The sequence below is a fragment of the Pseudomonas sp. SA233 genome, from assembly GCF_054792385.1.
On sequence record NZ_CP096449.1, the window covers coordinates 3,041,637 to 3,058,000 of the forward strand.

The following is a 16,364-nucleotide window of genomic DNA, read 5'->3' on the forward strand; positions in this document are numbered from 1 at the left end:
TGGTCAGGATAGCCAGCAAGATCCGCGCCTGCCCAGCGGTTTCATGGCGCTTGCAGGCTCCGGGGTGGGCGCCGCGCTACCCAACGGGTGAGCTGTTCATGGGCATGGGCCAGCTGCAACACCGCATGGTCGGCCTGGGCCGGGCCGATGATCTGCAGGCCCATGGGCAACCCGGCAGCGTTGAAACCGACCGGTACGCTGATGCTCGGCAAGCCGGCCAGGGTCGGCCCAATCACCACTTCCATCCAGCGGTGATAGGTGTCCATCGCCCGCCCACCGACCACCGTTGGCCACGGTTGCCATGCATCGAATGGGAACACCTGGGCCGATGGCAACAGCAGGTAATCGTAACGCTCGAACAGCTTGCCCAGCGCGCGGTACCAGTCGCTGCGGGCCACCGAAGCCTGGTACACCGCCGCCGCGCTCAGTTGCAGGCCACCCTCCACCTCCCACTGCGCCTCGGGCTTGAGCAGCGCGCGCTTGCCCGGGTCGGCATAGGCCGCAGCGAGGTTGCCGTGCACCAGGAAGTGGCGATGGGTCAGCCAGCACTGCCACAAACGCGCCATGTCGAACGCCGGCTGGCAGGCCTCGACCCGGCAGCCCAGTTCGGCGAAGTCTGCCAGGGCCGCTTCGCACAGGCTGAGCACCCCGTCATCCATCGCCAGGTAACCGTCGTAGTCGCCCAGCCAGCCAACCCGCACGCCGCGGAAATCGCGCTGCAACCCGGCGGCAAAATCGTGCCGGCCATCGCCCAGCGACAACGGCGCCCGCGCATCGAAGCCCGCCTGGGTCCACAACAGCCGTGCCACATCCACCACGCTGCGGCCCATCGGCCCCTCGGTAGCCAGCTGCTGCACGAACAGTTCCGGCGCCGGCCCGTGGGGTACGCGGCCCTGCGACGGGCGCAGGCCATACACGTTGTTGAACGCCGCCGGGTTGCGCAGCGAGCCCATCATGTCGCTGCCATCGGCGACCGGCAGCAGGCGCATGGCCAGCGCCGCCGCCGCCCCACCGCTGCTGCCCCCGGCCACCTTGCCCGGGTCGTAGGCGTTGGTGGTGGTGCCGAACAGGGTGTTGTAGGTCTGCGAACCAAGGCCGAATTCCGGCACATTGCTCTTGCCCACGATCAGCGCACCACTGGCCCGCACCCGCGCCACGCTGATCGCGTCCTGCTCGGGCACCTGCTCGGCGAACAGCGGCGAGCCCAGGGTGGTGCGCAACCCGGCTGTGGCGGCCAGGTCCTTGATCGCCTGGGGCATGCCATGCATCCAGCCGCGCGAATGGCCACGGGCCAGCTCGCGGTCACGCTCATCGGCCTCGGCCAGCAGTGCCTCGGCCGGGCGCAGCGACACCAGCGCATTGACCTGCGGGTTGAAGCGTTCGATATGCGCCAGATAAGCCTGCATCACCTCCCGGCACGACATCTGGCGGGCATGGATGGCCCGGGACAATGCCTCGGCATCGAGGGCAACGATGGGGTCGATGGCTAGCGGCATCACGGTTTCACTCCAAGGTTGAAAGCGGCAGGCTTGCCCGCGCGTGGGGCTTCTTTCAGGCAATAGGTGCCCAGCAGTGTCAGCAGGCAGGCGAACAGCACGTAGAACGACGGCGCCACCGGGGTACCGAGCACCTTGCTCAGCCAGGTAACGATCAACGGGGCGAAGCCGCCGAACACCATCACCGCCACGTTATAGGCCACCGACACACCGGTAGAACGCACCTCGACCGGGAACTGCTCGGCCAGGGCCGTGGGCGCCGGCCCGAAGAAGCCACCGATGGCGGTGCACAGCAGCAGTTGCATCACCAACAGGCGCTCCAGCGACGGCGCGGCAGCCACCCACACATACAACGGGTAGACCATGACGAAGAACGCCAGGGTGAAGGCCATCAGCACCGGGCGCCGCCCCAGCCGGTCAGACAACGCCCCGGACAGCGGGATCACCACGGTCATCAGCCCAACCGCAAGCATCTGCACCAGCAGCACCTGGTCCAGCGGTAGCCCGAGGTTCTTGTGGGCGAAGGTCGGCATGTTCACCAGCACCACGTAGAACGACACCGTCGCACCACAGGCCAGGCCCATCGATACCAACAGGCTGCGCCGATGCTCACGCAGCACCTGCCACAGGCTGGGCGACTGGCCCTTGGCCTGGCGGCGCGCCTCGATGAATTCCTCGGGCTCCTCCATGTGCTTGCGAATCCACAGCCCCACCGGGCCGATCAGCAGGCCAAGCACGAACGGGATACGCCAGCCCCAGCTGTCCAGCGCCGCAGGCGTGCACAGGTGGGTGACCAGGGCCACCATCGCCGCCCCGGAGAACACCGCCAGGCACTGCCCCACCAACTGCCACGAGCCATACAGGCCCTTGCGGTGGGCCGGCGCACTCTCCACCAGGAAGGCCGTGGCGCTGGCGTACTCGCCGCCGGTGGCAAAACCCTGCAGCATGCGCGCCACCACGATCAGCATCGGCGCGGCCATGCCGATTGCCAGGTAGTCGGGGGCAAAGGCGATCATGGCAATGGACACGGTCATCAGCCGGATGATCATCTGCATCGCCGCCTTGCGGCCCTTGCGGTCGGAATACATGCCCAGCAGCACGCCGCCCACCGGGCGCATGAAAAAGCCGACGCCGAAGGTAGCCAGGGCCATCAGCAGCGAGGCGTATTCGTCGTCGGAGGGGAAGAATTGCCGGGCGATGATGCTGGCCAGAAAGCCGTACACGATAAAGTCATACCACTCCAGGGCGTTGCCGATGACGGCGGCGACCACTTGCCGGGTACGCGACACGCCGGTGCTCGAAGTCTGCATAGGAAACACTCCACACAATGATTGGGTGATCGCCCAGGCGCGGTCGCGCCCGGGTTCCAGCGGCAGTCGTCAAAAGGAAAGGTCAGGCGGGCGCGAGCCAGCGCTCTGCCAGCGCGCCCCAGTAGGCGGCGCCGGTCAGCAGGATGTCGTCGTTGAAGTCGTAGGCCGGGTTGTGCACCATCGGCCGCGATACGCCATTGCCGATGAACAGGTAGGCGCCCGGGCAGCGTTGCAGCATCCAGGCGAAGTCTTCGCTGCCCATCAGCTTGCGGGTGTTGCCATCCACTGCTTCGGCACCGAGCAATTCCACTCCCACCTGCCGGGCGAAGGCGTTTTCCGCGGCATGGTTGACCAACACCGGGTAGGCCGGGCGGTGTTCGAGGGTGGCGCGGCAGCCAAAGCTCTCGGCCTGGCTGACGATAATGGCCCGCACCCGCTCCAGGGTCTGCGCCCGCACCTCGGCGTTCAGCGCGCGCAGGCTCAGGCGCAGCAGCGCCTGCTGCGGGATCACGTTGGCCGCTTCGCCGGCCTGCAAGGCGCCGACGGTAACCACCGCCGCCTCCTGCGCATCGATATTGCGCGCCACCACGGTTTGCAGGGCCATCACCACACTGGCCGCCGCCACCAGCGGGTCGACGGTCAGGTGCGGCATCGAGCCATGGCCGCCAACCCCGTCGAGGGTCACCGTGAGCAGGTCTTGCGAGGCCATCATCGGCCCCTCCCGAAAGCCCAGGTGCCCGGCCGGCAGCCCGGGCATGTTGTGCATGCCGAACAGTGCATCGCAAGGGAAGCGCTCCAGCAAACCATCGGCCAGCATCGCCTCGGCGCCACCCTGGCCCTCCTCGGCCGGCTGGAAGATCAGCGTCAGCGTCCCGTCGAACTGCCGGGTGGCCGCCAGGTAGCGCGCGGCGCCAAGCAGCATGGTGGTATGCCCGTCATGGCCGCAGGCGTGCATGCAGCCCTGGTGCCGGCTGCTGTACGCGGCGCCGGTGGCCTCGTGGATGGGCAGCGCGTCCATGTCGGCGCGCAGGCCCAGGCGGCGTGGGCTGCTGCCATTGCGCAGTACGCCGACCACGCCGGTCTTGCCGATACCGGTGTGCACTTCATAGCCCCATTCTTCGAGCAGCTGGGCAACCAGCGCCGAAGTGCGGCTTTCTTCGAACCCCAGTTCCGGGTGAGCGTGGATATCGTGACGGATTGCGTGCAGGTCGCTGGCCACATCGTTCAGCCAGGCCAGGATGTGCTGATGTCGGGACATGTAGAGTCTCCTCGCGCGGGTGGTTTCCCGTTCTTGTTGTTCGCCTTGAGGTCACGACGGGTGAGGCAGGTCGTGCTTGGCTGACAGATAAGCGCGAGGAGCGATGAAGCACAATCGAATCTGGTTTCGCACGGTGGAACCGAAACGTGGCTTGCCGGGGAGGCAGTCACTTTGGCGGTCCTACCTGCTGGCCGTAACCATCTCATCCAGACGCACGAACTGGCCGCCAGTGTTCCAGTTGAAGCGCCGCCCCACTTTTGCCCCCCCAAGGCATGGGCAATCCCTGTAGGAGCGGGTTTACCCGCGAACACAGGCGAAGCCTGTGCCAGCCACCACGGTACTTACCATTCAGCACGCAGGCTTGAGCTCTACTCGATAAGCCGTATATCGCTCCAGAAAACCTCGGCTAGCACGGGAAATGCCCAGATTGGTAACTGGCAAGCAACTTTTCACACCATGTCGTCAGGTGACCTTTTGCCAGCGCCTCAGCAAGCAAGCCGATATCGTCAGAGATGTAACCTGCAATTTCGGCATCCGCAGTGAGACGAAACATCTCCTTGAAGGCAAACTCTCTAAGGAAACTCCGAACAAGTTGCTCATCAGTCGGAAATGTGCGGTTTAGGGATGCCGAAAAGCCCGCTTTTCAGTCGCTGATTATTGGATAACCAAGGCAAAGCCTTGGTTATCTGGACTCACGGGCGCACCTCTCCCGCAGCAGGCAATAATTGCCGGCGCACCATCCACAGATTCGACAGGGCAAACAGCGTGGTCAGTTGCGCCGTGTTCTTGGCCAAGCCGCGAAAACGAGTCTTTACATAGCCGAACTGGCGTTTGATCACCCGGAACGGGTGCTCCACCTTCGCACGCACTTGCGCCTTGGCCTTTTCGATCTTGCGCTTGGCTTGGTAGAGCACGCTGCGTTTGTTCAAGTGTTTGTAGGTGCTGCGGCGGGCAGCGACCTGCCATATCACCTGCCGTCCCTCGTGTTCTGGCCGCTTTTCCACGCCTGTGTAACCCGCATCCGCACACACGACATTCTCTTCGCCATGCAATAGCTGAGCGACCTCCGTCACGTCAGCTACGTTCGCGGCGGTGCCATGAACGTGATGCACCAGACCCGATTCAGCATCCGCGCCGATGTGGGCCTTCATGCCGAAATAGTACTGGTTGCCCTTCTTCGTTTGATGCATTTCAGGATCGCGCTTGCCTTCCTTGTTCTTGGTCGAACTGGGCGCGTGGATGATGGTAGCGTCGACAATGGTGCCCTGGCGCAACGACAGGCCCTTGTCTTGCAGGTAATTGTTGATGGTTTCCAGAATGCCGACTGCCAACTGATGCTTCTCCAGCAGGTGCCGGAAGTTCATGATCGTCGTGTCTTCGGGGATCGGAGCGCTGAGCGTCAGACGAGCGAACTGGCGCATCGAAGTGATCTCGTACAGCGCCTCTTCCATGGCGGGATCGCTCAAAGAGAACCAATTCTGCAGCAGGTGAATGCGCAGCATGGTTTCCAGAGGATAAGGCTTGCGGCCACCGCCAGCCTTTGGGTAGTGAGGCTCGATCAACGCCACCAGTCCACTCCACGGAACCACCTGTTCCATCTCGGCCAGGAAACGCTCGCGACGGGTTTGCTTGCGCTTGCCGGCGTACTCGAAATCGGAAAAGCTCATCTGACTCATGGGATGGCGGACTTGTAGAAGGCAGTTGGACGGAGGGCTATTTCAGCACAGGTCAGATGGCCTGTGCTGACTTGATCGGAGAATCCTTAGTTATTAAAGATCGAATCCTTATTTCCCCAGTACTCACAACAAAAACTTTAAATTAAAAACAACACTAACCGCACATCGCAAATCAGATCTAAACACTAAAAATGTTGACGCAGAGCGCCAATTCCAAGTTCCTCTGGACCTTCGTCGAGCTTATTCGCCCTCATATATCCCAACATACCTCAAACCATTATAATTCGACTTTAGCGGCTTGGAAATTACCGTGCCACCATCAGAGTACCAGAAAATTGCATTAGCCTTAGTAACTCCAAGTCTCAAACACTCCGCCTTTAGATCCTCAATGCAACTGGAATCAACCGCAGATTCAAGCAAGATCTCCTCTAAATTCACCTCCTCCGCTTTTCTTGGTATAATCCCTATGAAATCCTCGTCATACCATCTCACACCAATATCTTTGCAAAACCCACAAACCTTATATGCTGGATCATCCAAATCCACAGAATAGTCCAATTCAAAATACTTTAGATATTCATCCTCCGAAGAGAAGTTTGTACCTACCCAAACATGAACTTTTTCATACCGATCAATATCATAATAATCCATTTAGCATGCTCCTAGCTTCATGTGTTTGCTGTGATGTGAATCGATCACGCTAAGCGCTTGAGCTTTGCTTTGCGCGCCATTCAGGTCTTTAATTAAATTATTATGGAACAGCCTTCCAGCCCTACTGCCATGGTGCGGACCGTCCGGCACAGGATTACCATGTTTGTCTGTCACACCCACAAAAGTAATATCTTTGGTTGGCACTGTCATTTCTTTAAGCTCTTGAGCGGTAAAGCCAAGTTCTTTTGCCTTCGACGCTATAGAGACAGGGAACATCTCATGTTCACCTCCCGGATTTCTAAGGGCGGCTTCTACAGCTTTTTTATTATCAACAATATCTTGAACTGAGCGCTATTAAACCAGCTATCAAACCCGTTTTTCTCCCAAGGCACCCAACCCAAAGGGTCAACCCAAGTAGTCGGCGCCGGCACATAAACATATAAATTAGCACCGCCTCTGACACCTATTGGATCCTGAGTGACAAATCGCCCAATTTCTGGATCGTAGAACCGAAAAGTATTGTAATTCAGGCTCGATTCGCAATCAAAATACTGACCTTGGAACCGTAGGTTTTGCTCGACATCCTTGACCGGCAGACTATCTATTGCACCTCAAGAACGATACGTCGCCTGCCAAACGATCTCGCCATCACTGTCCGTCAGCTCAAGCGGCGTATCAATCTGGTCAGTATGGAAGTAATAAAGCTTCTGCTCCTCCCCTTCCACCTGATCAACCCGCGCCAACGGCGCATAGCTACCCGGCTCATACAGGTACAGGATGCTCTGCCTTGCCCCAGCACGTCAGTTGCCCAACTGGTGCGCTGGGCGAAGTCGTAACGGAAGTGATAGTGCTCGCCGTCGCTGGTCCAGTGCTCGACTACGCGCGGTTTACCGCCTTCGGATCTCCTGACAGCGAAAAACATCACTTTTAACACCAGCGGAAATTACAAATGAATCAATCCTGCTAACACTCACCTCGCCCGGGAACAATGGACTATTGACAACTTCCCCTGTCTCTAGATCCTTCGCCAATTCATATACGGAGCAATACTTATCGAGAGCCGGCAAACTTTCCCCGGGAAGAAAAATAAAAAAATCGTCCTTTCTAATTTTATCGCCAAGCGAGATCTCAAGCGGAATGGCTCTATACTTGGAACCAAACATGTCGCAAACATCTAAAAACTTGCGTGAAACATACGTCGCACCGACCTGATAGAAATCGAAATCCAATGAATCGACGTCCATTTCCAATCCTGAAAGGCTAAGGCGATATTTATTTCTTATCTCCAGCCTTTCAGGATTTAGTTCGTACGGAGACCACTCAAACCTTTCGCAATTAAAGAAGCCAGCCAAACTAATTGGACATCCGTCATCTGACGAGTCATATTGCATCACATAATATTTTTTCATTCAGACCCATAACAATCGCCCCGTAACCGCATCCACAACGAATTATTAGCTTCAAGCCCTTCTCTGGCAAAATTTTGTATCTTCCCAATGCCTAGAGCCAACTGAGTATCTGACAGAACTCCGACCTCAAAGAAATCATTCAATCTAGAAACTTTAGACTCAATCGCTGCGGTATACTGCCATGGTTTGACCAATGACCAGGAAGATCTATACACTGAGTTAGATTTTTGCTACCAGGCAAAAAGATCCCATTCGATGCCCCGTCCCCATTGAAACCCATAGACTTAAGCCTGTCAAACATCCTAGCATATTGTGGATTACCAAGAACCTCCTCTGGAATAAGATGATGGTTCGCCATTCCATCTCCTTTCCTCGCCCCCATATTATTACCCAGTTTCGTCGAACACCATCCCAGCGGGTCAATTTCCTGAACAGGATTAATAGTGTACGAGTAGATATTTATTCCGCCTGCCAGTCCTATTGGATCCTGCGAGAGGAATCGCCCGATCTCACAGTCATAGAATCTAAATGTGTTGTAATGAAGTCCAGTTTCGTCATCAAAGTATTGGTCTTGGAAACGAAGATTCTGCTTGACCTAATTAACGGTTAGATGCTCAGTCGTCCGAGCAGGTCGTACCTGTAGCTCAATGTCTCTTCGGTGATGCCCAACTGCTTGCCCGCACTGTTCGGCGGGCATTTGAGTGAGAGATGATTGCTCCTTAGAATACACGTCAAATTTCGTACAACAAGCGCAGCTTTGATCGTCCTAAGCTGCGCTTTCTACCTAACACTTACACTACCCACTAGTTCTTGAAGAGGAACCCTCATAGCCAAGACTCCCATCATTACTGCTGCAGAAACATCTCAACTAACGCGCACCCAAAACAACCATTAGCAAAATCTCGCCATCTAGAACTCTAGAAAAGCATCATTCTCAAAATAATACTTAAAGGCCTCAAAATAATCCTCAACAGTGGCAGCAGGAAGTTGCTGATCAGTATAATCAATTACATCCTGTATCATTGGCGTATCTAGTGTTTCGATCCACCCTTCACTGGCTACCTGCGGCGGGAGATAATCAGTCGAATCTGGAGGAAAGTCACGACTATCTAATGAAAATGCACCCTTTGTATCCAAGGTCCAACTTGTGTTTGGCAAATAGAACCAAGAGTCCGGCATTTTATCCAGATTCTCTAGGACTTCCCGTATGCTATAAGTTCTCATAATCACCTTAACATGATGTGTTTTGTAATGCCTTGAATCCACCCTTTTGATTAGGGTGCAAACTGGCCTGCACCGGTCCCTTCGCCTGATGTTGTGCTCTCGGAATAAGCTCGATATCTTTAGGGGACTGAGCATTATGGTGCCAAGAGTGGTTTGGCGGGCTCCTGTCACTGAAGCCTCCTCTGGGGCCGGGTTGAATATGCTCCACTACTTCAGCGGGCAAAGCAGCCTTAAGTTCAGGGTATTGTAGTGTCCGCTTGTATAGTTCTTCATTAGCATATTTGAAATGCGCCCCCCTGTTCGAGCCATGAATTTCTTGCGGCATCTCTACACTGGTCCATACGCTATATTGTGAACTAGATAGCGGACGGCCGCTACCGTCTATACCAGACCATCCCAGTGGATCAATCCAATTGATGGGATTGAGCGCATAAGAATATAAATTTAGCCCGCCTGTCAATCCAATCGGGTCTTGAGTGGCAAAGCGCCCAGCTTCCGGATCATAATATCTGAAGGTATTGTAGTGCAGCCCCGTCTCACCATCAAAATACTGACCTTGGAACCGTAGATTTTGCTCGACATCCTTAGCTGGCAGACTATCTATCGCACCCCAAGAACGATACGTCGCCTGCCAAACGATCTTCCCATCACTGTCCGTCAGTTCCAACGGCGTGCCAATCTGGTCAGTATGGAAGTAATAGACCTTCTGCTCTTCCCCTTCCGCCTGATCGACCCGCGCCAACGGCGCATAGCTACCCGGCTCATACAGGTACAGAATGCTCTGCCTCGGCGTCTCCTCCCGTAGCATCCTCAACCCTTGCCAGAGGAAGCGCTTCTGCTCGACTTCGCCGTTGATTTCCGACTGCTTGGCAACCCGTCGCCCCAGGCTGTCGTAACGGTAGTGCCCGGTACTCTCGAGCTTGCCATTGACCAATGTCTCAGCCCGCACCAGCCGGTTCTCGCAGTCATAGCTAAAGTTCTGCACCTTGCTGTGCCCCGAGCGCTTCTCGATCAGGTTACCCCACGGATCGTAACGGTACTCCTGATCCCGCCACTGCCTGATCCGGTTGTCCTTGACCTTGGCGAACTGTCGCGCATTGAAGTCCAGCCGGTTGGCCGCCGCGTCGTAGCGGAACTCCTCGCTGCCCACCAGCGAGCCGGTATCGCGGCTGCGCAACTGCCCGTTGGCTTCGTACTCGTATTTGATCTCACCCCGTAGCTTGTCCAGCGTGTGCACCAGTTCACCCGCCGGGTCGTACTGATAGCGACGGTGGATCGGGTTATACGCATGCTCCACCAGCAACGAGGTATTGATCCCGGTGTTGTGCACCTGCGAGAGCTTGTCGGCCGGCAAGTTCGAGGCAAACTGCCAAGCCTTGCGCCCCATGGCGTCATAGCCAAAGCAGCTGGTGAGCTTGCCCTGGGTCCGGTACACCTCGCGGTGCAGGTCGTCACGCTCCATGTCGCTGATCACCTGGCCGTCCAGGTTCAGCTGGTGCAGGTGCCCGCTGCCGTAGTACAGGTGGTTGACCTTGCGGCCATCCGGCAGGGTCAATGTGGTCAGGTTACTGAGCGGGTCGTATTCATAGTTCAGTGCACCACCCGGGGTCAGCTCCTGCGTCAGTCGTCCGAGCAGGTCGTAGCTGTAGCTCAATGTCTCTTCGGTGATGCCCAACTGCTTGCCCGCACTGCTCGGCTGGCGCTGAATGCTCAGCAGCCGATCGGCATCGTCGTATTCGAAATCCTGTCGGGCATCGCGGTTGACCTTGGCCATCAGCCGGCCAATGGCATCACGTTCGAACAGCGTGTTGCGCTCTGGCCGCTCGCCGTTGTCGCCGTAGCCAATCTCGTCCATGCGCACCAGATGGCCGCCAGCGTCGTAGCCGAAGCGCCGGGTCAGGTTATCCACCCGCACTTCTTCGCTCAGGCGGTCCGAAGCGTCGTAGGCAAAGCGGTAGGCTGCACCGTTCTCGTTGACCAGTGCGGTCAAGCGCAGGGCCTTGTCGTACTCGTAACGGACCCACTCGCCCTTGGCGTCCTGGCGGCTGCTCGGCAAGCCGCGCGAGGTGCGCTGCAGGCAGGTGGTCTGGCCTTTGCCATCAGTGTGCGTCAGCACCTGGCCGAGGGTGTTGTAGGTGAAGCGTTCGGCAGTGCCATCCGGGTGATGGATGCGCAGCACTTCACCGTCGGGTTTGCGTTCCAGCGAAGTGGTCTGGTTCAGTGCATCGGTCACCGCGATCAGGTGCTGGCGCTCGTCGTAGCGGTACCAGGTGCTCTTGCCCGAGCAGTCCTCGAAGCGCTCGACCTGGGCGTAGGCGTTCCACCACAGGTACTTGGACTTGAAGTTGGCATCGATGATCGTGTGCGGCAGGCCGTCATCGCTGTTGAGGTACTGGGTCTTGTTGCCCAGCGGGTCGATCTCGGTGATCAGGTTGCCTTTGTCGTCGTAGCGCGACTGCCACACGCTGCCGTCGGGGAATCGGGTTTCGGTGACCAGTGGCGTGGCGAGGTGATGTTTGTAGCTGATCTTGCGGCCCAGCGGGTCGGTTTCCTCGACCAGCCGAGAGAATTCATCGTATTTGAGCGCCAGGCGATTGCCGTCGGGCAACTTGATGCCAACGAGATTGCCGGAGGCGTCCAAGTCCATGCCATAGCGTTCACCGCCAAAGTCACGGCTGGCGATGACGCGATTGTCCTCGTTGTACTGGATCTCCAGTTCACGGCCCAGCACGTCAGTTGCCCAACTGGTGCGCTGGGCGAAGTCGTAACGGAAGTTATAGTGCTCGCCGTCGCTGGTCCAGTGCTCGACTACGCGCGGTTTACCGCCCTCGGATTCCCAGCGGTATTCGCAGATCAGGCCCAGGGCATTGCTGTGGCGGGTCATGAGGTTTTCGGCATAGCCGAAATGGCGTACCGAATCGCCGTTGCGGTTGATTACTTCAGTGAGCTGGCCGTTATCGTCGTACCGGTAACGCACCAACGTTTCGACGGCGCTTTCACCGACCACCCGCTTGACGTCGGTAAGGCGACCGAGCGGATTGTCGTAGTGCAGGTGAACGCGAACGGCCCCTGGTGCAGTGATGTCCGTCAGGCGACCGTCAGCACTGCGGGTGAAGTGAAGATAGTGGCCCAATGCATTTTCCAGGCGCTGCAAAGGGACGCCCGTATTGTCATTCGGCACTTCGCCAAAGTAGAAAAAGACGTTGTCGAGCGTCTGCAGGATGTAATGCCCGCCCTCGGTGCGCACGAGGTGTATATGCTCATGAGGGTTGTAGATGCTTTCGCCCGGTTCCAGGTCGATGAACGGAACACTGCGGCCTTGATTGTCGGTGTGATAGACAAAGCCGCCACTACGGCGCAGGCTCTGCTCCCAAGGCAATATCCAGCCCTGCCCCAGAACACTCTCTACGGTGAGGTCACTGGCATAGAAACGCGACCATTCGATAGGCATCAAGCCTGGCAGAACGAAGTCTGTTTCATCACCGAGCAGCTTGCGCCCGTTGGTCAGATCAACAGGGTTACCAACGAAGCCTCCGATGGCACGTTCAATTGCGGGCCCGATAATGAATCGACCGGCAAGATAGCTCCCTGCAATCGACGCACCTACGCGCAATGCGCACGGGCCGGCGGCCTTGAGACCTGCCTGCAAGCCCAGACGGTAGACCGAAGCTATCGACCGCCCCATGGACGCCACAATCATCAAGACGTCAACCGTCACTCGCAGCCATTCCGGCACTTCCTCATCAACTGGCAAGTAGCGACTTGTGCCACCACCAATGAAGACGTTGTTTGACCCACCGGAAATCTTGGCACCGCAGGTCAGCTTGTCACCTTTGCGTGAAGCTGCAACACCGTTGATGAATACATTGGACGACCCTTCCGCGACCCGAACAGGTGGCGGATGCTTGTCACATTTGGCGGTACTCAGTTCAGCATGCGCTGCGTTGCGGTTGTTGATGAAAACATTCGTAGAGCACCCTGCGAGCTCAATCTGCCCCGCAGGTGAACTAAATGATGACCCGAACTTTTCGCCAAGCATCGGGATCATGCTTGCGCCCAAACCGATGACCGCACCCAGCAGAACACCACCCAAACCACCCGTGCAAATCATGAAAGCGGCCGCGGCCGCTATCGCCAATCCGATCACCGCACCAGCAAGGAACCCAGCCAGGGCACCGGTGTGTTCAATCTCATCACCCCAACGCGCAGCTTCGAACATGAGATCATTCCTGATCGGCGTTTTCGGAGGTTTCCGCGGTGCTCTGACGCGGCTCGAAGCTGTTCAACAACTGCAGCCAACTCTCGTCCTGCTTGCTGCTAAAGTCGGCCTGGCTGGTGGTGGAAAACACCAGAATACGCCCCGGGGCAATCTCGAAAGCAGCCTGGCGCTGATACAGCGGCCGACCATCATTCAGGTAATACGCATCGATCTGAACACCTGCCAGCGGCTTACTGGCTGAAAGTTGTGCCGTTTTTTTGCCCAACAGGGTGTAGCCGCGAAGCTTGGCGGCAATCAACTTGATCTGGCGATCGATATACGCCTTCATGTCTTCTGCCGGGAGCAGGTTATCGCGCGAAAGTGTGATATTCAGTGGGGCGGGAATGCTGTTCCCCAGAACGAACATGTTTACCGTGCGATCCTGGAAGCCTTCCGGCAACGTGATAGATCCTTCCTGCAGTTGATAATCCATTGACTGTATATTCCATGAAAACGTGAAAAAATTTGAGCGTTACTGCGCTGTCATGCCGGCGAGCATCGCGTCGAATGCGATTAGCCAGTCGGCCAGTTGCGATTTACTCGGGTCGATCACAGTAAACACAGTCAGCCACTGCCGTTCGTTGCCGTCCGCAGAAACGATGAGCGTGCAAACGGAGCGGCCGTGACGGCGCTCCTGGCCAACGTTGAACTGATAGTCGAGGCTGACGGCAGGGTGGCCCGCCAACACCGTAGGTGCCTGGCGCACCAGGTCAATATCCGAATGGCTCTCGCGCAGTTTCCTGGTAAATATTTCTGCTGCCTTGTCTAGTTCAAGGCCTTCAGAGGCTCGCCGGCGGCGAGCGCCAAATTGCACATGACAACCTGCAAACTCCAGCGTGGTGTCAATATCGCGAAAAGCGAAACCTTGCGGCATGAGCAGATTCAAACCCGCAATGCGCACGGCATTGTTTTCTGCATTCATAACCAGCCCGGGTGGCTGCTGCGAAACCTCGATCGCAGACTCCGCTGCGATGCGTGCCTCGTCCGCTTGCTGACGGGCAAGCGCCTCAGCGGCCTCCCGCCTCTGCGAGAGCCTGTCGTAGATATTTGCTCTGACCATCACTGTGCGCCCTACTCGTTGATATCGACCCGGTCACCTTTGACAAAGGTGTTCTTGCCAAGAATGTCGATGCTGTCTGCTTCGATGGTGATTTTGTTTGGCTTGATCGTGATCTTGCTGGTGCCGACCTCGAGCAGAATGCTCTCCATGGCGCTGACCTGAATGAGGTTGTTGTCCACCTTCAGCGTGTAACTACCTTCCGTGACATTCACCACCGTATCTTTCTTGATAATTTCCTTGTGCGCCCCACCCACCGTAATCGTGCGGTTGTTCCCCACATCATGGGTTTCATCCAGCTCGATCTCGGTATCCATGTTGCGCTCGGCATGCATGATGATCTGCTCCGCGCCGGCCTTGTCCTCGAAGCGGAAGAAGTTGGCGGTACCGCCGTCGCCCTTCATCGACCGGGTCAGGAAGCCACTCTGGGTCTTGTTCGCCGGCAGCGACCATGGCGGGGTGTTGGTGCTGTTGTACAGGCTGCCCATGATCAGCGGGCGGTCGGGGTTGCCGTCGAGGAACACCACCACCACTTCGTCGCCTACACGTGGGATCTGGATGCTGCCGAAGCCGCCGCTGGCACCGGACTGGGCGACGCGTACCCAGCAGGAACTCTGGTCGTTGAACTCGCCGTTGCGGTCCCAGTGGAACTGCAATTTCACCCGACCCAGTTCATCGGTGTAGATCTCTTCGCCGGGGGGGCCGACGACGATGGCTGTTTGCGGGCCACTGATTAAGCCGCGAGGGGTGTTTAGGCTTGGCCTGAACGGGATTTTCCGGCGAATGCAGGTGAAACTGTTCTGATAACCGGCTTGGCCATTACTGCTGTAGTTATTCTGCCCCCAGTGTTTGACCGAGAGTATGAGAAACTGACGTTCATCTTGGGGATCGTTGTCATGGTCGTAGTGCTGCGAAAGCTCGAAGTAATACCCAGGCTCCAATGCGCGACAATTGCTCTTGCCGCTGAAGATTTTGCCTTGGACTTCCATTGCCTCGAGACGATGACGTGCCTTGCGCATACCCTCATCAGCATCGGCATACCCATAAAGACCTTCGTACTCAAAGACCTCCAACCGGCCAACCTCGCCCTGCTGGTTTATTGATTCGAGCTTAACCAGATGTGGATTACCGGGTTGCTTGTAGTCGAAGGACTTGAGGGTGAGCTGCGTCGGCTGGAAGCGACGACTGGACGACCAGGCGGTAATGGAGTCTTCTGTCTCGGTGACCGACGCACGGTGATAACGGATGACAGGCTGACCAGGGAGCTGCGTCAGAACGCTGCTGTCGTCGCTGATGATCATCCGATGCCCTTCCTGACTGTGCTGAAAGGTGAAGTACAGCCCTTCTTGCTCAAGCAAGCGCAAGACGAAGTTAAGGTCCGACTCCTGATACTGGGTGCAGAAGCTGATAGGCTTGAGTGGTTTACTCAATCGAAACTCGTGATCAGCCAACGTCAGGTAGTAAGCGAAGACTTCCTTGACGATTTGCTCAGTTGTCTTGTCCTGAAAAATACGCGAATCGCGACGTCGACTGAGGATCCACAGCCAAGGGACAAGCTCCGCACTGTAGTTGGCCACTCCAGCATCGGCGCCAGTATGAACGAAGTCCGACACATGGGCGCTGATGTACTTGGTGCTCCCATCCGCCAGCTCGATACCCATTGTCACTTTCTTGCCTATGAGCTTTTTCAGCTCGATCCGAGCATCTTGGGAAATGAGCTCAACATTGAAATAGAAGAGCTCCGACATCGCCTCATGGCCTGTGAAACTGAGGAGCTGTAGCTCCTGGTCGACTGGAAGAGGAGAGTCAAAAGTAATCAGGCGTCGATGCTGAGAAAGCATCTGCTCGAGGGCGTCCGTCATCATGTTCTTGCTTCCTGCACTAAGCTGAAAATCTTCCCATCAAAACGCTACAAGGTTCGGCTGTCAAATGGTGGCACTGAGCCACCCTGCTGCGTGTCGCACCATGGCATGAGAAGCAGAAAATCTCAACTGCTGTCACAAGATCTTACATATCGGGGGATTG

General features: G+C 57.1%; 13 protein-coding genes and 2 pseudogenes. All 15 read right to left on the bottom strand.

Annotated features, from left to right (window positions below):
* Positions 1-41: 41 nt before the first annotated feature.
* Positions 42-1,496, bottom strand: a complete 1,455-nt coding sequence (locus M1D87_RS14210) for an amidase (protein WP_183596836.1) — start codon at positions 1,494-1,496, stop codon at positions 42-44.
* Positions 1,496-2,806, bottom strand: coding sequence for a citrate-proton symporter (locus tag M1D87_RS14215; RefSeq protein ID WP_015270478.1), 1,311 nt, complete (start codon positions 2,804-2,806; stop codon positions 1,496-1,498). Before M1D87_RS14215 ends, M1D87_RS14210 begins: the two co-directional genes overlap by 1 nt.
* 82 nt (positions 2,807-2,888) lie before the next feature.
* Positions 2,889-4,064, bottom strand: a complete 1,176-nt coding sequence (locus M1D87_RS14220; protein ID WP_123085882.1) for a M20 aminoacylase family protein — start codon at positions 4,062-4,064, stop codon at positions 2,889-2,891.
* A gap of 692 nt (positions 4,065-4,756) precedes the next feature.
* Positions 4,757-5,740, bottom strand: a complete 984-nt coding sequence (locus M1D87_RS14225; protein WP_123085883.1) for an IS5-like element IS2000 family transposase — start codon at positions 5,738-5,740, stop codon at positions 4,757-4,759.
* Between the two features lie 240 nt (positions 5,741-5,980).
* The gene (locus tag M1D87_RS14230; RefSeq protein WP_061305778.1) at positions 5,981-6,391 is read right to left on the bottom strand and encodes an immunity 22 family protein; all 411 of its coding nucleotides are present in this window, start codon (positions 6,389-6,391) and stop codon (positions 5,981-5,983) included.
* A complete protein-coding gene (locus M1D87_RS14235; protein WP_148043887.1) occupies positions 6,392-6,667 on the bottom strand; it encodes a hypothetical protein in 276 nt (91 codons plus the stop codon). It lies immediately after the preceding gene.
* Between the two features lie 116 nt (positions 6,668-6,783).
* A pseudogene (locus M1D87_RS14240) lies at positions 6,784-7,176 on the bottom strand (RHS repeat-associated core domain-containing protein); the annotation flags it as partial.
* 102 nt (positions 7,177-7,278) lie between these two features.
* Entirely contained in the window at positions 7,279-7,635 is a 357-nt protein-coding gene (locus tag M1D87_RS14245) for a hypothetical protein (protein WP_421091840.1), read from the bottom strand.
* 304 nt (positions 7,636-7,939) lie between these two features.
* Positions 7,940-8,182 carry an AHH domain-containing protein gene (locus tag M1D87_RS14250; RefSeq protein ID WP_311133383.1) on the bottom strand — a complete coding sequence of 81 codons (243 nt, stop codon included), beginning with the start codon at positions 8,180-8,182 and terminating at the stop codon, positions 7,940-7,942.
* A gap of 27 nt (positions 8,183-8,209) precedes the next feature.
* Positions 8,210-8,395: pseudogene (locus M1D87_RS14255) on the bottom strand (RHS repeat-associated core domain-containing protein); the annotation flags it as partial.
* Positions 8,396-8,709: 314 nt separating this feature from the next.
* A complete protein-coding gene (locus tag M1D87_RS14260; RefSeq protein WP_061305611.1) occupies positions 8,710-9,024 on the bottom strand; it encodes a DUF7716 domain-containing protein in 315 nt (104 codons plus the stop codon).
* 7 nt (positions 9,025-9,031) lie between these two features.
* Positions 9,032-13,243: an RHS repeat-associated core domain-containing protein gene (locus M1D87_RS14265; RefSeq protein WP_421091841.1), complete on the bottom strand. Its 4,212-nt coding sequence runs from the start codon at positions 13,241-13,243 to the stop codon at positions 9,032-9,034.
* A gap of 4 nt (positions 13,244-13,247) precedes the next feature.
* Entirely contained in the window at positions 13,248-13,715 is a 468-nt protein-coding gene (locus M1D87_RS14270; protein ID WP_123085310.1) for a DcrB-related protein, read from the bottom strand.
* Positions 13,716-13,754: 39 nt separating this feature from the next.
* Entirely contained in the window at positions 13,755-14,342 is a 588-nt protein-coding gene (locus M1D87_RS14275; protein ID WP_123085309.1) for a hypothetical protein, read from the bottom strand.
* Between the two features lie 11 nt (positions 14,343-14,353).
* The gene (locus M1D87_RS14280) at positions 14,354-16,204 is read right to left on the bottom strand and encodes a type VI secretion system Vgr family protein (RefSeq protein ID WP_123085308.1); all 1,851 of its coding nucleotides are present in this window, start codon (positions 16,202-16,204) and stop codon (positions 14,354-14,356) included.
* Between the last annotated feature and the right edge of the window lie 160 nt (positions 16,205-16,364).